The 18,623-nt window shown below is 37.7% G+C and carries 15 protein-coding genes; 3 read left to right on the top strand and 12 right to left on the bottom strand.

The features are described from left to right. Window positions 1–69: 69 nt before the first annotated feature. Window positions 70–876, bottom strand: a complete 807-nt coding sequence (locus F3J23_RS18240) for a M48 family metallopeptidase (protein WP_167032385.1) — start codon at window positions 874–876, stop codon at window positions 70–72. 106 nt (window positions 877–982) lie between these two features. Between F3J23_RS18240 and F3J23_RS18235 the strand changes: the two genes are divergently transcribed. After that, a complete protein-coding gene (locus F3J23_RS18235) occupies window positions 983–1,531 on the top strand; it encodes a DUF4251 domain-containing protein (RefSeq protein ID WP_167032382.1) in 549 nt (182 codons plus the stop codon). On the opposite strand, the gene meaB is transcribed toward F3J23_RS18235, so the two are convergent. Further along, window positions 1,528–2,520 (bottom strand): methylmalonyl Co-A mutase-associated GTPase MeaB, encoded by a 993-nt coding sequence (meaB, locus tag F3J23_RS18230; RefSeq protein WP_167032379.1) that lies wholly within the window; start codon window positions 2,518–2,520, stop codon window positions 1,528–1,530. The genes F3J23_RS18235 and meaB overlap by 4 nt on opposite strands. Window positions 2,521–2,719: 199 nt before the next feature. On the opposite strand from meaB, the gene F3J23_RS18225 reads away from it, so the two are divergent. Together F3J23_RS18225 and F3J23_RS18220 are read left to right on the top strand one after the other, a co-directional pair. Then, the gene (locus F3J23_RS18225) at window positions 2,720–3,013 is read left to right on the top strand and encodes a c-type cytochrome (protein WP_167032376.1); all 294 of its coding nucleotides are present in this window, start codon (window positions 2,720–2,722) and stop codon (window positions 3,011–3,013) included. A gap of 19 nt (window positions 3,014–3,032) precedes the next feature. Then, on the top strand, window positions 3,033–3,320 hold the full coding sequence (locus tag F3J23_RS18220) for a c-type cytochrome (protein WP_167032373.1): 288 nt from the start codon (window positions 3,033–3,035) through the stop codon (window positions 3,318–3,320). Window positions 3,321–3,369: 49 nt separating this feature from the next. On the opposite strand, the gene F3J23_RS18215 is transcribed toward F3J23_RS18220, so the two are convergent. The 10 genes from F3J23_RS18215 to F3J23_RS18170 form a co-directional block, all read right to left on the bottom strand. Then, window positions 3,370–5,955, bottom strand: a complete 2,586-nt coding sequence (locus F3J23_RS18215; RefSeq protein WP_167032370.1) for a T9SS-dependent M36 family metallopeptidase — start codon at window positions 5,953–5,955, stop codon at window positions 3,370–3,372. Window positions 5,956–6,042: 87 nt separating this feature from the next. Beyond that, window positions 6,043–6,549 carry a hypothetical protein gene (locus tag F3J23_RS18210; RefSeq protein WP_167032367.1) on the bottom strand — a complete coding sequence of 169 codons (507 nt, stop codon included), beginning with the start codon at window positions 6,547–6,549 and terminating at the stop codon, window positions 6,043–6,045. Next, entirely contained in the window at window positions 6,536–7,234 is a 699-nt protein-coding gene (gene prfH, locus F3J23_RS18205; RefSeq protein ID WP_167032364.1) for a peptide chain release factor H, read from the bottom strand. The genes F3J23_RS18210 and prfH overlap by 14 nt, the downstream gene beginning before the upstream one ends. 149 nt (window positions 7,235–7,383) lie before the next feature. After that, window positions 7,384–8,775, bottom strand: a complete 1,392-nt coding sequence (locus tag F3J23_RS18200) for an RtcB family protein (protein ID WP_167032361.1) — start codon at window positions 8,773–8,775, stop codon at window positions 7,384–7,386. A gap of 27 nt (window positions 8,776–8,802) precedes the next feature. After that, on the bottom strand, window positions 8,803–9,027 hold the full coding sequence (locus F3J23_RS18195; protein WP_167032359.1) for a hypothetical protein: 225 nt from the start codon (window positions 9,025–9,027) through the stop codon (window positions 8,803–8,805). A 14-nt stretch (window positions 9,028–9,041) separates the two neighbouring features. Then, window positions 9,042–9,536 (bottom strand): hypothetical protein, encoded by a 495-nt coding sequence (locus F3J23_RS18190; RefSeq protein WP_167032356.1) that lies wholly within the window; start codon window positions 9,534–9,536, stop codon window positions 9,042–9,044. A 713-nt stretch (window positions 9,537–10,249) separates the two neighbouring features. Beyond that, entirely contained in the window at window positions 10,250–12,370 is a 2,121-nt protein-coding gene (scpA, locus tag F3J23_RS18185) for a methylmalonyl-CoA mutase (RefSeq protein ID WP_167032353.1), read from the bottom strand. A gap of 138 nt (window positions 12,371–12,508) precedes the next feature. Continuing rightward, window positions 12,509–15,565: a reprolysin-like metallopeptidase gene (locus F3J23_RS18180; protein ID WP_167032350.1), complete on the bottom strand. Its 3,057-nt coding sequence runs from the start codon at window positions 15,563–15,565 to the stop codon at window positions 12,509–12,511. A gap of 137 nt (window positions 15,566–15,702) precedes the next feature. Beyond that, the gene (locus F3J23_RS18175) at window positions 15,703–17,805 is read right to left on the bottom strand and encodes a prolyl oligopeptidase family serine peptidase (RefSeq protein WP_167032347.1); all 2,103 of its coding nucleotides are present in this window, start codon (window positions 17,803–17,805) and stop codon (window positions 15,703–15,705) included. A 101-nt stretch (window positions 17,806–17,906) separates the two neighbouring features. Further along, on the bottom strand, window positions 17,907–18,578 hold the full coding sequence (locus tag F3J23_RS18170) for a hypothetical protein (RefSeq protein WP_167032344.1): 672 nt from the start codon (window positions 18,576–18,578) through the stop codon (window positions 17,907–17,909). Window positions 18,579–18,623: the final 45 nt, after the last annotated feature.

Raw genomic sequence — 18,623 nt, 5'->3', positions numbered from 1 at the left:
GTTACATAAAAAAGCCTTACCAAATTTACTAAAAATTTAATAAGGCCTTACTCAAGATTAAAATTCTAATTATATTTTTCCTCCCGCAGCCTTATAATATTCCAAAGCTTTTGGAAGATCTTTATTGATATCTGCAATCCTCGTTTCCGGATTAGGGTGAGTGGATAAGAATTCCGGCTGTCTTGCCCCTGAAGATGCAGCTTCCATTCTATTCCAGAAAGGTATTGCAGCTCTTGGATCATATCCTGCCATAGACATCAGGTAAAGCCCCATTTCATCTGCTTCAGATTCCTGACCTCTTCCATATTTTAATAAAGCAACCTGCGAACCGATAGGATATACCTTCTGGAAAATACTTGCCCATTGTGAATTGGAAATGGTTCCTCCTAAAATGGCTCCTCCGTATTGAGCGACCATAGCCTGAGAGATTCTTTCGTTTCCGTGGCCAGCCAATGCGTGGGAAACCTCATGTCCCAATACTACAGCAAGTCCGTTGTCATCTTTCGTAACTGGTAAAATCCCTGTGTAAACAGCCACTTTACCTCCAGGCATACACCAAGCATTCAATTCATTGCTTTGCAGAAGATTGAATTCCCAGTTGTAATTGGCAAGATCTGCTGATCTCCCTATACTTTGATAATATCTTTCTGCTGCGCTCTTAATTCTGTTCCCTACATTTACCACTCTCTTTGCATCTGCTGTACCGGTAATCACTTTACCTTTAGACAATGTCGTCTTGTATTCCTGTGCAGACATTGTTAAAATTTCTGAATTGTTGGCCAGCTGTAAAGAAGATCTTCCCGTTATCGGGTTTGTAGTACAGGCAACGGCCGACAGAGCGATAGCTCCTATTCCAAATAGATGTGTAACTTTCATAGTTTGAGTGTTAATAATTCAACCTTAACAATTTTTATTCCAAAATATTTTAGAAAGAATATATTTGCATACATTTTGCTGTTTAAATTTAATAATTATATCCATCATGAAAAAGTATATTTCTCTTCTGATGATCTTTGGGTTTCTGTTCTTTTTTCAGAGCTGTGCATCTCAAGGTTCATTAGATCCAAAAACAGTAGACAATCTGGTTAATTCTCAAGAGTTTACCTTCTATGCACAGAGAGCTAATCCTACTAATTATGATGTCATCAATATCATGAATTCAATGCCGAATGCTACCGCAACAAGAATGCTGAACCTGAATGGGGATTATACGATTGATGTGAGTAAAAATAATCTAGATGTTGTATTGCCTTATTTCGGGCGTTTATTCAATCCTACTTATGGAAATACAGGTGACAACAGCTACAGGTTTACTTCTAAAGATTTTACCATTAATAAATCTCAGAATAAAAAAGGAACCTGGACTTTAAAGATTAAACCTAATGATGTGAAGAATGTAGATGAAATGAACATTGAAATCTATAAAAACGGTAAAGCTTTTGTTTCTATGAGAAGTAATGACAGACAGCCAATCACCTACGATGGTTATGTATCAAAAAGTGAGGTAAAACAGGAAAAGGAAAAACCCTAACCTCTGTTTTCATTTGACAAAAATTTTTCAACAAATAATTTTGCTTCAGTGCTTGGATTGGAAACCATCTCTGAAGCATTTTTTTTATGCATCAAATAAGCTTCTTCAACGGCATTACTTTTCTTCATCAGGGATAAAATATATTCCTGAACCCAATATTCAAAACGTTTTTCTGCCTGATGGGTACGGATTTCCCCAAAACGGCCTGTTTTCTTTTTCAGATCAATAAATTCGGAAATTTTATCATAGATATCCTGTAACCCTTCATTATGTAAAGCGGAACCTAGCAAAACCGGGATTTTCCATCCCTGTTCTTTAGGCGGTATAAAATCCAGTGCTCTTTTTAGCTCCAGTCTTGTATTCTTAGCTTTCTGAAGATTGTCCTGATCTACTTTATTAATGAAAATAAGGTCTACCATTTCCATGATACCGCGTTTTATCCCCTGAAGCTCGTCTCCTCCTCCAATAATTTTCAGAAACAGAAAAACATCGGTAATATCTGCTACAAGTACTTCTGACTGTCCTACTCCAACGGTTTCTATTAAAATATAATCATAACCTGCTGCTTCACAGATCATCATGGTTTCAAAAGTGGTATTGGCAACACCTCCCAGGAATCCTGAACTTGGGGACGGGCGTATGAAAGCATTTTCTTCTTTAGCAAGTTCTTCCATCCTGGTTTTATCCCCTAAAATACTTCCTTTATTAATTGAAGAACTTGGGTCAATAGCCAGTACCGCTACTTTTTTGCCTTGAGCAATAACCAGCATTCCGAAATTTTCAATAAAAGTAGACTTTCCCGCTCCGGGAACCCCCGTTACCCCGACTCTGACAGAGTTGCCGGTAAAAGGCATTATCTTCTTCAATAGCTCTTCTGCCTGTACTCTGTGTTCTGCTTTTTTACTTTCAACCAATGTAATAGCTTTTGCAATCAGGCGTTTATTTCCTGACTGTATTCCTTCTATTAGCTCTTCTGTAGAAAATTTCATTGATTCAAAATTAATAATTAAAATGGGAATGATCAATAGCCGCTAAATATTGATAGAACAAAAGGGGTGAAATTCATCAATTTACAATTACTGATTTTGGATTTATTTAATTTTTATTTCTTCTAAATTAAAACTAGACTGCGTCGTATCAACGGGTTGAGGAATTTATTACATTTGTTATATATCAAAAATAAGAAACATGAAAAAACTCATTGCTTCGGCTTCGTTTACCGGTATATTGCTGGTTTCCTGTACGCCAAAAGCTTCTACATCCACTGCTACTCCAGGAACTTCAACGTCTACTGCGGAACAGATCGCCCAGGGAAAAACGATTTTTGAAAATTCCTGTGCAAAGTGCCATAAATTGCCTGATCCCACCTCTCACAATCCTGTACAGTGGGTTGGTATCATGAATTCGATGGCTCCTAAAGCAAAGTTAACGGATGAGCAGCACCAATGGGTTTATGATTATATTGTTTCTGTGAAGAAGTAATCATCAAACAAAATATGCTATGAAAAAATTAATCTTAAGCGGTATTGCAGTATCAGTATTTCTGGTTTCCTGCGGACCAAAAAGTGTGGCTGTAACAGGGCCTAAGTATACCTCATCTGAACAATTGGCGCAAGGGAAAACAATTTTTGAAAATTCCTGTGCGAAATGCCATAAGTTACCAGAACCTACAAAGCATGATAATCAGGGTTGGATCAACACCTTAAGCAGAATGGCCCCTAAAGCCAAACTTACTGATGACCAGCATCAAATGGTTTATGATTATCTGATCTCTGTAAATAAAAAATAAGCTTTCTATGAAAGCTTATTTTTTATTTTTCAACCGATATAAAACGTATTTATCTCACGATCAGCTTTTCAACCTGAGTCTTATCTCCCTGCTGGATATGAACCATGTATACTCCTTTCGGAAATCCTTTTGTAGAAACAGCTCTTTTTGAGCCTGATTCTCTGGAGTCGGAAAACACCAATTTTCCAGACATATCAAACATTCTGATTTTAACTTCATTTGAAGATTTATCTGTATTTCCTACAAAGAATTCATCATAGGTAGGGTTAGGGAAAACAACAAGCTTGTTATCCGCTATTTTGTTATCCATAGCTGATAGCATATTCGCACATTCCTGCGGCACCGTAAAATCTTCAACCTGATCGTTGGCTACTGTACGGCTTCCTGCGGAAGCATTTACTCCCAGTCCTCTTTTTGCAAAAGCATTCCATATCATACATTTATCCTGACCACCGTTCCCCACAGCATCTGCCTGCAAAATAGCATCTCTTCCGTCAATAAATGTAGGGCTGCATGCCTGTAATTTCAGACCGTCAACCACTATTTGTAAAGCCTTTGCATTTCCGGATGCTGTACTGGCCAAAACATCACTGTTATATCCATATTTTTCAATATATTTCCAGGTAAGATCCCAAAGCATAGTTGCCCAGATAAATCCTATTGCATGAACTCCTGTGACAGTATTGGTTCTTGCATATGTATAATTATTTATAGCAAAATCCGGAGAATATTTAGCAAGCCTGATTCCATCTCCAGTAGTAGGCTGTCCTTTTGAATAGGTAGCTACCCCTCTTGCAAGGGCAGAGGTATCGCCCGGTCTTGTAGTGAGCATGAGTGCAAAATAATCAGACCATCCTTCTCCCATCTGTTCAGCGGTATTGGCAGTAGAGAGACAGCTATACCCTTGTCCTGTAAGTCTGTTTGAAATTCCGTGACCATATTCGTGGGCGATAATACCATTATCGAAGCTTGAATGTTTAAAGCCATTATAATCAAAGTTTAAAGTGGCATTTACTGTGGTTCCGGCGTTAACTTGTGAGACCATAAATTCACCTTCAGTTTTACCGATGTTGATTGAAGGAATGGTTACCTGCCCTCCTGAGGCCCCTGCTCCCATACTTACAGGAGTATCACTTGATGGTCTGTAAACAATTACCCCTACCGCTCCTGCATTTTGAGCATTTAAAACTTTAAGACCGTATTCACAGCTTGTACTGGTAATAATAGCAATTTTGTTTGTAAGACTTCCCGCCGCAGGAGCTGTACAAGCATCCGCAGGAACAGAAACCGCAAGATCACCTGTAACTGCAGGACCAAATACAGGTCCGAACGAAGCACCTCCAGTCAAAACCTTAGGTCTGTTTACAGCAGTTGCAGGCGAATTATACTGATATCTCACGATAGGATCGTCTGGTGTCTGGGTTCTGTCATACAAATACATTTGCATTCTAGGTGCTGACACCTGAGTTTGTCCAGAAATGATTCTTTCATATCCTGAACTGAAATTGGCATTATTAAGACCACTTCCATCAAAAGCTTCTGCTCTTACCGCATCGCCTCCTATTCCTCCATTGGCGAAATTATTGGTTTGGAAGTTTCTTGCTGCTTCTGTAAACCCAAACTTATAGAATATATCATGCATTTTATTATTCATATAAAACAGATTGGTAACCGCTGCATCTCTGTATGCAAAAGGATCAGCATATCTGTCATCTGCAAAAGGAAAATTGAAGTTTCTGGTACTGCCTCCGTCAGGTGAATAACCCGGTAAGTTGGTATTATTCTGATCAGAATAGGCATATACGTTATTTCCTCTGGTGTTAGTATAACTATTGGTACCATCAGAATGCCATCCTTCAGGAGATGCTGTCACATCCCACGGATTATTAACTACTGAGCGCCCTCCAAACGTTGGAGCCTCTATTGGCAATGGAAAAATATTATAGGATGCATTGGACGGCACAAGTAAACCTACTGTTATATTTTGAATATTTTCTTTAGGAATAGCAGACTGAGACTTCCATTGAAAATCTGATACCTCTTCAGACTTTACATGAGAATCTGAACCGTTTTCAAAATTACAGCTTACGGTCATATTATCTTTACTCAATATTTCTCCGCTCGCTGCATCAGCAATAATATGCCATACATCTGAAGAATTACCGTCAGAAACAAATATTTCTTTTGAAAGAACATAGATCCCATTTTTTTCAAAATAGACCTCAGGAGAATAATCTACTTCTGAAATTTTATTAAGCCCCAGCATTTGTTTGAGCTGATCTTCTGAAAATTTTTCCTTTGCTTTTGTTTGGCTGGCAACTACTATATTTCTACTAAAGTTATTATTTTCAGAAATAATTTTATCTCCTTTAATAATTACCTTACCTAAAGCATTGTAAACTCTATTTCCTTTAAAAGTCTGCTGTACATTGATAATATTCGCGCCTAAACTTTTGGAAACATCTTCATTCAAAATAACAATACCAACGTTATCGTTAATATTATTCTTCTGATTAAGCTTTCCGCTTTTTAAATAATAGTCTTGAACGATTTTTGTAGAATTTTGTCCATTAATTTCACAAAAACAGAAAAATATCGCCACAGAAATTGGCAACAAAAATAATTTTTTATTCATATAATTGCTTTTTATTTATCAAATCTATAAATTATTTTCAACATTAAGCCTATTTATTTAAAAAATTCACTAAAAACAAAAGAAGACTTATTCAGTCTTCTCTCTTTTGTTATTTTCAGGCATCTTATCCTGAATCAGTTTCTCTCTGTCTTCTAATAGTTCAAGCATTTCTCTGGTATAGCAAAATCTTTTTGCTTCTTTGAGAACATCCAGAGCGGGCCCGTATTCTTCTTTTCTTTCTAATAAAAAAGATTGGCAGTTTAGAATTTCAGCTTTATCAATTCCTTTTATTTTGAGAGCAAATTCAATTAACTTTTCTGCTTCAGTATAATCTTCATTGCTTAAAAGACACGCAATATAATATTGGGGAACATTGATATTTCCGATGTTACTTTGCAATGCTTCATCAAAATACTTTTTTGCTGTTTCATAATCTTTTAGCACTTCTGAATATACTCTACCCATAAGGCAGAGACTGTCTGAATCTTCGGGCTCATAAGCCAGTGCATAGTTCAATGCATCCATACATTCTGAAAGGTTATAAGGAAAGCATTGTAAAGCTTCAAAATAATATTTACTTTTAGTTAAGGTCATTTTTGTAGTTTTTTAATTCATTTTTCAAGGCATTTCTTTGTTTTCTGAATGACTTGTCTTCGTAATTCTTTTTAAAATCTGTTCCGGAGAATGTACGAACAGGATTTCCACGTTGTACCTGCAGATGATGTTCCCATGTTTCCTTCATTTTCCTTTCTAACTGCTGAATATAAGCGGCCATTACTTTTTCTTTTAATCTGGGGACAGACAATTTTTTATTTTCCAGCTGCGACCGTGAGTCCTGCACAAATACGCTTTCTCCGGTTGGAATATGAGTAGCACGAACGGCAGTATTTACTTTATTGACATTCTGCCCTCCGCTTCCCTGGCTCCTGGTTGTCTGAAAACGTATATCTCTTTCATTGAAATCTGTTTTTTTCACATTTTCCAATTCAAAAACACCAATAAACCAATTGCTTCTTTTATGCAGTTTCCTGAATGTACTTTTTCCAGTCCAGCAAATACTCCCCAGCCAGTTTTTCAAAAATCCCGTCAATTCCTTTCCTTTTAAGATCAGGGTAACGGATTTCAGTGTCAGGTTTTCATCACCATTTTCACGGTGTATAATTTCGTATTCTATTGAATGATCTTTTGTTTCTTCAAGAAAGGTTTTCAGAACTTTGGCTACTACCCACTGACATTCCAAAGGACCTCTTCCTGAAGTGATCTGTATTATTTTTTCCATGTTATTCGGGCATTTTGTTTAACCGGGGATGCCCTACCGGATCAATACCTTTTTGTAATAAATCTTTTGCAGCCAATACTTGTCATTGGAAGCTTTTTCATCTTTTAAACCTTATAGGTTTTTGAAGCCTATAAGGTTGGTATGACTGACTATTTATCCATTCTTACGATTCTTGGCTGAAATGTTCCCAGAATATCTACCAATTCGCTTTGTGCATTCATCACTTCGTTGATGTCTTTATAGGCCATTGGCGCTTCTTCAGCATTCCCTCCCATTAAAGTAACATTCTTCAGCTTCAGCTCTTTTTTGATATCGTGCTGAGTGAAGAGGCTTCTGCATTCTCCTCTCGAATGTACTCTTCCTGCTCCATGGGAAGCTGAATTCAAAGAGTCGGGGTTTCCTTTTCCGCGCACAATAAATCCTTTGGCCGTCATGGATCCCGGAATCATTCCCAGTTCATTTTCATTGGCAGGAGTAGCCCCTTTACGATGAACGATCACTTCTTTTCCGTTATGAATTTCCTTCCATGCAAAATTGTGATGGTTTTCAATTCTTGCTTTTACTCTTCCACCCACCGCTTTTACCAATCTCCTGTGAATGTCATCATGACAGGCTGAAGCGTAATCTCCGGCAAGGTTCATTGCCGTCCAGTATTCCAGACCTAGATGAGTGCTCAGATCCAGCCAGGCAAAATTTTGAGCTTCTTTTGGTAACGGACATTGTTCTGTTGCTACTCTTGAATAATACTGGGCAATTTCAGCTCCCAGTCCTCTTGAACCGCTATGAGAAAGAATACCCAGATATTTTCCTTTTGGTAATCCAATCTGTTCATCTTCTTCAGTGATTTCTACTTCTCCGAATTCCACAAAGTGATTTCCTCCGCCTGAGGATCCCATCTGCTTGATAGCTTTTCCTTTTAATCTCCTTAAAACAGGGATCATATCAAATGTATCTCTATCGAATATCTCATGGTCAATATGAGATTTATGCGTTTCATACATTCCAAATTTTGTATGTTCTGCAAGCGCTTTTTCATATTTGTGCCTTGCTCCGTCAAGATATGAAACTGGTGTATCCAAAATACTGAGGCTCATTCTACAGCCAATATCCATACCTACTCCATAGGGAATTACCGCATTTTCCACCGCAAGAACTCCACCGATTGGAAGTCCGTAACCGCTGTGGGCATCAGGCATTAATGCTCCTTGAATAGAGATTGGTAGTTTCAATGCTGTATATAGCTGATTTTTTGCCTCTTCTGAAATATTGTTTCCAAAAACCTGAAATGAAGCACGCTGTGAATTCAGCATTCTTTTTTCTGTTTTTTTGGATGAAAGCAATGTTTCTGCAATTTGTCCGAAGGTCAAATCTTTTTCAAATTCTTCGGGATTCAGCAGAATTTCTTTTAAAAGAGATTTTACGTGGTGAATATTTTTTGTTGCAAAATTTCTTTTCATGACTTCCAATGCTACGTTTACGCTTTGATTATTTGGATAGCCTAGTTTTAATATATCTTTTCCTTTTAGTTTTAAATTTCCCATTGTTTTTGTTTTAAATAACAGTTGGACTTATATGTCCATTACGCTTTCTGCAATTTCTGTTGCAGACATGGTACAGGTAAAATACTTCCTGCTCCTGATAAGCTTTCTTTGATACCTTTCTTTCCATGAGTTTGATTTACACACCATAGTCTTCTGAATAATTGCCACTACTTTATGCTGGCCTAAGCTAGATTCCAGTTCTGCATATTCTTTTTCCAGTTCCAGATCTAAGGGCTTGTAATGGGTAATCATATTAGGCTTTATCCTTAAAGTAAATCTCCATGGTTCAGTAAATTTGTAGTAGATTCCAAAAATTTTACGGATAGGACAGTATTCTTCTTTCTTTTCAAAATATTGTCTTTCTCTCTCGGTAAGTCTAATTTTGGATCATTCCATGAAAATGAAGGAATATACCTGAGCTTCTGCTCCTTCTTTACATATATTTTTTTCCCGAATTTTCTTTTCTTTTTTAAAAACTTACGGTTTTCAGAATACATGTGTGTATTGATCTTCCTTAAAATTTCTTCAAAAAAGTCTCCGTCTTTGGATCGTTTTACATCATCCCTCACTACAAAAAACCTTACAAATCCTTTTTGATAGGGTTTATCTAATGGAATCAACGGAAGGTTTCTCCTTATTACCCAGAGCTCTCTACTACGTTTGTATTTTTTCCTTATCTGCTTTTCTACATCTTTCCTAATTGTTCTTTTTCTGCTCCTCACACTTCTCAGGCGGGAAAACAGGCGGTTATCATTTTCCATTGTTAACAGAAGTTGGATGTGAAACAATATTTTATCTCACACAACTTTTAATCAACTAAAATACTAGTTGAATGGATTAATAATAGACAGTAACAGTTTTGAGGAATGCACCTCATCCTATCTTGTCTTCGATGACACTAAAAAAGATTTCGGGTAAACTTGGGAGTTTGGAATATTGCGCAATAAAAAACCCGAAATCTCTACGACTTCGGGTTCTGATATTTCATTGTACTGTTATTCTAAGAGTGTACCAAACCACGAAGCCTTACCACCATAAGTGGCAATCCTACTGAAGAATTCTGATTTATTTTGAACATTGCTTCGTTGTTTTTTAATGGTTAAACTTGATTTTAAGGTGCAAATATATAAATTTTTCTGACAATCAAAATGTTTTTTTTCACTTAAGGTGAATAATGATGAGAAAAATCCCGTCAATAAACTTCGTCATACGCCTCATATTAACAGTTCCTATGGCGTGTGCAGCTTGATGATAATTTTTATTTCTGAAAAAGGTAGTATCTGTGATTATCAAAGCAGGAAAATCAAATTTCCTTTTGCAGTATTGTATTCCTTTTTTCTGAACTCAACAGAAATACTTTTATAAACAATAAGCCTACGAGAAGCATCAGTTTTTTCCTCGTAGGCTTTATTATATTTTTAAAACTCATCGTTAATGCTTTTGATCTCAATGTTGAAATTAAAGCTTTTATCTTTTAGTTTTCTAAAAATTTTTCTAAAATTTCTACGGCACACTTGGGAAGGTTCGTTCCCGGGCCGAAGATAAAGTCTGCTCCGTTGGCATAAAGGAACTCATAATCCTGTTGAGGAATTACTCCTCCTACAACAATCGTAATATCATCTGCTCCCAGTTTTGCCAGCTCTTCCACAACCTGCGGAACCAATGTTTTGTGGCCGGCAGCCAGTGAAGATACTCCAAGAATATGAATATCATTTTCAACAGCCTGTTTTGCCACTTCTTCCGGTGTCTGGAATAATGGCGCCACATCCACATCAAATCCCATATCGGCAAAGGCAGTTGCGACTACTTTTGCACCTCTATCGTGACCGTCCTGTCCCATTTTAGCCACCATTAGTCTTGGGCGGCGTCCTTCTTCTTCTTCAAATTTCTGAGTGAGATGAAGGGCCTTTTCAAAGTATTCGTTTTTACCGGCATTCATTGCATATACACCAGAGATTGTTTTAATATTAGCTTTATATCTTCCGAAGGTTTCTTCCATGGCATCACTCATTTCACCAAGGGTAACTCTTCTTCTTGCCGCTTCGATACATAATGCCAGAAGGTTTCCTTTTCCTGTTTTTGCACTTTCACGGATGTCATTTAATATCTGTTCTACAGCTTCCGGATCTCTTTCTGTCTTTATCGTATTCAATCTTTCGATCTGTTTTCTGCGTACTTCTGTATTATCAATATCAAGGATCTCAATCTCCTCCTGTTTTAAGGAGGATTTGAATGAATTTACCCCGATAATGAATTCTTCTCCGCTATCGATCTTCGCCTGCTTTTTGGCTGCCGCTTCTTCAATTCTCATTTTTGGAATTCCGGCTTCAATAGCTTTGGTCATTCCTCCTTCCTGTTCTACCTCATCAATGTATCTCATTGCTTCTTCAATCATCTGCTGGGTTAGGCTTTCTACAAGATTGCTTCCTCCCATAGGGTCTACTACATCACATATTCCGCTTTCCTGCTGAAGGATGATTTGGGTATTTCTCGCTATTTTCGCCGAATAATCTGTTGGAAGGGCAATGGCTTCATCCAATGCGTTGGTATGTAACGACTGGGTTCCACCGAGCGCTGAAGATAATGCTTCAATTGCTGTTCTTGTAATGTTATTGAAAGGTTCCTGCTCTGTGAGAGACCATCCTGAAGTCTGAGAATGGGTTCTTAATGCAAGGGATTTTGGATTCTGAGGATTGAACTGCGTTAAAAGATTCGCCCAGATGTATCTTGCGGCGCGCATTTTAGCAATTTCCATGAAATGATTCATCCCGATAGCCCAGAAGAAGGATAATCTTGGAGCAAAATCATCTACCTTCATCCCTGCTTTAATTCCTGTTCTTACGTATTCAAGACCATCAGCCAATGTATAAGCCATTTCCAATACGGGAGTAGCGCCTGCTTCCTGCATATGATATCCTGAAATGGAGATGGAATTGAATTTTGGGATATTCTGCGAAGTATATTCAAAGATGTCTGCAATAATCTTCATAGAAGGTGCAGGCGGATAGATATAGGTGTTTCTCACCATGAATTCCTTCAGGATATCATTTTGGATAGTTCCTGAAAGCAGCTCTTGTTTTACGCCCTGCTCTTCTGCAGCCACAATATAAAAGGATAAGATCGGAAGTACCGCACCATTCATTGTCATGGATACTGAAATCTGATCTAATGGAATTTCATTGAAAAGGATTTTCATATCTTCAACAGAATCGATGGCTACGCCTGCTTTTCCTACGTCTCCTACCACTCTTGTGTGGTCTGAGTCATATCCTCTGTGAGTCGCAAGATCAAATGCTACTGAAAGTCCTTTTTGGCCTGCTGCAAGGTTTCTTCTATAAAATGCATTGGATTCTTCTGCTGTGGAAAAACCTGCATACTGGCGGACCGTCCATGGTTTTTGAACGTACATGGTGGAATACGGTCCTCTCAGATAGGGTTCAATTCCTGGAGAAGTCTGTGTTAGTGATTCATCTTTTACATCTTTTTTCTCATAAGATGATTTAAGTTCAAGCCCGTCTTTTTCAAAATTGTATATCTCTCTTTCCTGAGGTGATATATTAAAATCCGGCTTTTTCACAGAAATTGTCTTTCGCATTCCAATAATTTTTGTCTCCGTAAAGTTAATTTTTTTGTGCGAAACATGAAACTTATGTTAACGTTCTGTTTTTCTAAATTTTAGGCAAAGAAAAAGGCCGGGCAAATGCCCGGCCTCTCTTATTGGTAAATAGTCTGCTTATTTTTTGATAAGCTTCGTATTGTAAGTATTTTTGTCATCTTTTATGGTGATTACATACATACCTTTAATTAATGAAGCTACATTAATTCTCTGTCCGTCAATCTGACCTTCCTGAGCTAATCTTCCATCGGCAGTATAAATTTTGTAATCTGCTTTTCCTTTAAGATTCTTAACTTCTACGAAAGTATCTGCAGGGTTTGGATAAATAGAAATCTCAGATGATTTTGTATCTTTTGTTTCGTTTACTGCCAGAGTACCTGTAATTTTTACCGGTAGATCCATAATTGAACCTCCTCCTGTAGAGATATCTCCACATGCACTTGCTAAAGCAGCAGTGTTATACTTAGTAACAATTCTCATTCTAAGAAGTTTGTCACCAGCATAGGTTGTTGAAGGCACTGTGAAGTTCTGTGCTCCAAAGCTAACACTTCCTGCCGGCACCCCTCCTGAAACAGAAATTACTCTTTCAGAAAGCTCAAATACTCCGTTTCTGTTGTAATCGATCCAAACGGAAAGATTTAAAGGAACACTAGAATTGCTGTATGCTTGTCTTACTACAGGTGTAATAGAGTAAGCCGTTCCCTGAACAAGGTTGATAGTCTTAGTTGCATCTTCAGATAAATCTTTATAAGATCTTAATGACGGATCGTCATAAGTAAGGTTTGCTACCTGTACTGCTCTGATTGCTCCTACATAAGATGTTCCCGTATTCATAAGACAGTAATCAATACCTGTCTTTAAACCATTTGTTTTTAATACGTAATTATTCGAGAATGTACCAGGAACACTGTTCACAACTGCTGCCACCTGTACTTCATAATTGGTTTCATCTTCAAGACCTGTTAACACTGCGGAATTGGTAGGGCTTGTCATATTAGACCAGTTTGAAGCTCCCTGTACTCTGTAATTAACAGAATATGTTGCTCCAGGTACGCTGTTCCAGGATACTCTTGCTGTTGTTTTGAATACTTCTGTGCTGATGGCTGTTAATCCTGTTGGCGCTGCAGTTGTAGATGTTGGGGCATCTGCCACAGTAACTGCCGGAGAAACAGCATAGAAAACGTTACCAATAGATGATATTCTCAATTTGATTGGTGTAGTAATCGTATTTGGCATCTGAACAGTAAAACTTCCTGTGTTAGGTGTAGAAGCTACAAGATCTGTCCATGTAGTTCCATTATCAGCTGTATAGTCTATTTTTACGTTCGGTGAGTTATATGGAGCAGTGTTTGTATTAGCAACATCCCATTGGATCACGTTATTCGCATTTCTATATAAAACTGATGATGCCGTAAGACCGTTAAACTTGAATGGTCCGTCATTTCCGATTACGGTATTCACTTCCTCTGAAGACAACATTGGTCTTTGTGCATTCTGATCTCTTACTGTTATAGCATAACGTACAGTTCTAGGAACATAAGATACGGTTTCCCAATTCGGGTTTGGATTATTTGCGGCATCCGTTTTATTGGTAAGAATTCCGTTCATCACTAACGGGAAACTTGGGAAATATCTTCTTCCGCTGGCTGTTCCGAAACGGGATCTTGTTAAAGCACCTTGTGTATTATATCCCCATCCGGTATCTCCTGAAATGGTAGCTAACCCTGTAACACTGTCATTTTGTTCCCAAGTATAATTAAGGGCATCACCTTCCGCATCTGTTGCGGTTGCATCAAGATAATATGCTGTGCCCTTAGGAACAGTATACGCTGTAAGTGCTCCGATTACAGGAGGTGTATTATTATTAATATTTTCCGATGTACCACATGTTACCGGCTTACCTTCCAGGTTTGTTAAAATCTGGTCTATTGATTTATAGTGGAAATAAGCGTCTGAAGACATCTGAACATTGTCACTTGTAATTCCTGCATATCCCATAATGGTAGTTCCCCCACCTGGTTCTACGTTTGCATTACTTCCTTCAGAGATATTTGAGAAGGTATGGTTTCCTCCTAACTGATGCCCCATTTCGTGAGCCACATAGTCTATATCAAAAGAATCTCCACTTGGAACATTATTAGATGGTGACGTAAATCCTGATCCTTTAGCTTTACTGCTGCTGGTTGCCGGGTCTACGCATATACAACCGATACATCCGGCATTACCTCCACCTCCTGAAGCACCAAATAAGTGTCCGATATCATAGTTTGCACTAGTTACCTGAGAGGTCAATGTCTGCTGAAGTTCAAGGTTCCATGCTCCTGCAGATCCTGCCTGAGCCGCTGAATATGGATCCCCATTAGGATCAATGTATACTATATTTGGAAAGTTCTGAACAATTAATTTGATTCCAAAATCTTTCTGAAATACTCCGTTTACACGGTTCATCGTATTATTGATTGCCACAAGCGCCGGAGCTTTCTTTTCATCATCAGTAGCGGTAGCAGGTACATTTGCCTGAGTCATAAAATACTGCGTGTATTCTCCGGTAACAGAAATCGCCAATCTATAAGTTCTGAACTTTGTACTTGCCGGTCTGTTTGTAATTCCTACATTAGAAAGGCTTCTTCTTCCGTTTGCTTCTAAAGCCTGTATATCTTTTTTAAGTGTCTTTTCTTCTGTAGAACATTCAAATCCGTGTTCTCCTTCTGTTCTCTTCGTTTTATAAAAAACACCATATACCTGCTTATCTGTAGAAATAGGCTCTATAAACTGGAATTTCCCATCCTTAATAATCATAGACTGCATTTCTGAAGGTGCAGTACTTAATCTTAAATATTTAGAAGGGTCATCTACTCCAACTCCCATGTAAGAGCCTAGCTGGTATTTATCTGCCACGGATTTCTCCATAACAGGATCACTGTAAACGGCAAATTTTTCAATTTTCCCTTCGGCTGTAGGTAAAGAAACAATAACAGGAGCAGCTCCTTTTCCAGTTTCCACAGCACCTTTCAAAATACTCCTAAGAGACTGTAGGTCTACTCTGTAGGAATGTTGAACTTCCACTTCTTTTCTAATCTGAGACGTTCTTTGTGAGGCCGGTTCCCACCTCTGTGCATTAAAGCTAGTAAGACCAGCGGCTAATGCACAAACCAGTAAAATTCTTTTTTTCATAATTACCTAATTGAATAAAAATTAGTAAACTTTAAATATCCTTCGTAAAAATAGGAATTATAAACATATTAACATAAAAATAACGGCTAATTTTTAATAAAATCAGCCGTTACATTGTAAAATTTACTTTTTTATAATTATTTCTTTATTCCCATCTCATACAAAGCAAATGATATAAGATCCGCATTTTCACTGATTACCTGATCTGTTGATCTTCCTGCTCCGTGGCCTGCATTTTTCTCAATTCTCAATAGGATAGGATTTTTACATGCCTGCTTTTCCTGAAGTTCTGCCCCAAATTTGAATGAATGAGCCGGAACTACTCTGTCATCATGGTCACTGGTAATGATCATTGTTGATGGATAGCACGTTCCTGCTTTTACATTGTGTACCGGAGAATACGATTTAAGATATTCAAACATTTCTTTACTGTCTTCCGCAGTTCCGTAGTCATATGACCAGCCTGCTCCTGCTGTAAATTTGTTATATCTCAGCATATCCAGAACGCCTACGCCAGGGAAGGCTACTTTTGCCAGATCCGGGCGCATCGTCATTGTTGCTCCTACTAAAAGACCTCCGTTTGATCTTCCGGAAAGTGCCATATACTGTTTTGAGGTATATCCTTTACTTTGCAGGTATTCTCCTGCAGCAATAAAGTCTTCAAAAACATTTTTCTTTTGCTGTTTGGTTCCTGCATCATGCCATTTTTTACCATATTCACCTCCGCCACGGATGTTGGGTACTGCATAGATCCCTCCGTTTTCCATCCAGATTGCATTCACTACGGAGAATGACGGCTGAAGGCTGATATTAAACCCTCCGTAAGAATACAGAATGGTAGGATTTTTACCATCCAGCTTGGTTCCTTTTTTATAGTTGATCATCATAGGAATCTTCGTTCCATCTTTTGACGTGTAGAATACCTGTTCAGAAACATAATCATCCGGATTAAACTTCACATTCGGCTTTTGGTATACTTCAGACTTACCTGAGTCTACATTAAATTTATAGGTAGTTCCCGGTGTAATATAGTTGCTGAAAGAATAATAAACATCCTTTTCTTTTTCTTTACCTCCAAAGCCTGAAATATTTCCTTTCCCAGGCAATTCAATTTCTCTGATCAGTTTCCCGTTTTTATCAAACTGTTTTACCTGATCTATGGCATCAATCATATAAGTAGCGAAGAAAGATCCCCCTCCTGAAGAGATTCCCAGCACGTTTTCCGTCTGTGGAATCACATCTTTCCATGTTTCAGGGGAAGGATTGCTGATAGTAGTTTTTACAAGTCGCATGTTCGGAGCATCTTTATCTGTGAAAATGAAAAGCTCATCACCTTGTGTATCTACGATATTTGCATTGACATCAAACCCTTTTACGATCTGTACAAAATCTCCTCCTTTTTTCAGGTCTTTTACATACAGTTCATTTCCATTGGTAGCATTGGCCGCTGAAATAATCAGATATCTCTGATCTTCTGAAACGCCGGCACCCAGGTATCTTCTTGGAGTTTTATCACCACCAAAAATCAGTTTATCGGCAGACTGTTTTGTTCCCAGTTTATGGAAGTATACTTTATGCTTATCTGTCATCCCGGAAAGAACGGTTCCTTCTTTAGGTTTATCATAGCTTGAATAATAAAATCCTTCATCTCCCTGCCATGAGATGCCACTGAATTTTACATCCAATATTGTTTCATCAATCTGTTTTTTGGTAACCGCATCAATAATGATGATTTTATTCCAGTCGCTTCCTCCTTCAGAAATGGAATAAGCAGCAAGGTTTCCTTTTTTGTTGAAAGAAAGATTAGAAAGTGAAGTGGTTCCTTTTTCTGAGAATTTATTCGGATCTAAAAATACTTCTGTGGCTTTTGTTTTATTGTTTGTTCTATACAAAACAGATTGAGCCTGCAGACCGTCATTTTTGTAATAATACGTATAGTCTCCTTCTTTGAAAGGAGCAGAAATTTTTTCATAGTTCCAGATATCTTTCAGCTGGTTTTTGATTTTATCCCTAAACGGAATTTTTGAAAGATAATTCTGACTATAAGCCACTTCTTCATCCACCCATTTCTTTGTAGCTTCAGAATCATTTTCAAGATCTCTGAAAGGGTCTGAAACAGCACTTCCGAAATAGGTATCTGTCTGGCTTCCTTTTACGGCTTTAGGATAATTCATTTTCTGAGAATAAAAAGATGCTGAAAATAAAACTCCAGCTGTTAACAATATAGGTTTAAAATTCATACTGATTGGTTTTTCTCAAAAATACGCAAAGTATATGAAATAAAAAAAGCCCCGGTTTTATGGGACTTTATATGTTTTTACGGAGTGTTGTCAAATTATTTTTATGATCCGAAACTTTCGAAATAGAAATCGGTAAGATTAGAAACAATCTCATCCGGGCTTCCGTTCCAATAGTATATCTTTCCTCCTTCTTTAAGCTCGTATAAGCTGAATTCCTGATCTGTAATGACTGTTTTATCTGAATTTTTAAAATCCTGAACAGCCTGAACCAGATATTTTTTAAGATCTTCGGCTTTTATCTTCTGCAGATCTCCGGTTGGCCCCGAAGTTAGTTTTGAAGGAACTTTAAAGCTTACAGAATAAGAAACCTGAGCGATTTTCTGATCTTCAACATATTCATTAGGAACTACTTTCACATTTTTAATGGTCAGTTTTCCGTTTTTAAAATTTCCGAACATGGCCTTGAAATACTCCTCCGCTTCTTTTTTACATACTGAAGCGATAGCCTTCGGAAAAGCGGACAGAAAATGGTCAACACTTGTCGTAAGCATCTCTTCAGAAGTCTCTTTAAAATTAATCTGGTAAGCATTCTGCCCTTCTACGGTAGGTCTCAGATAATCATTAAGTTTACCAAGTGCTACCTCATCATTACTCACAAAAGTTCCGAAGAACAATTCAAATGCTTCTGCCGGTTTCTTGACCTCAGTCTGAGCCATAAGAAGCTGCCCCATCATTGTGAGCAGCAGCATCAAAATAATTTTGTAGTTTTTCATAGTTTATATTTTAATCAGTTATTTAAAAACAAAGCCCCTGAAGAA

It is taken from the genome of Chryseobacterium sp. Tr-659 (assembly GCF_011752975.1).
Lineage (GTDB): Bacteria > Bacteroidota > Bacteroidia > Flavobacteriales > Weeksellaceae > Chryseobacterium.
Note: the sequence above shows the minus strand (reverse complement) of the source record. Positions and strands in the feature narration are given on the sequence as shown.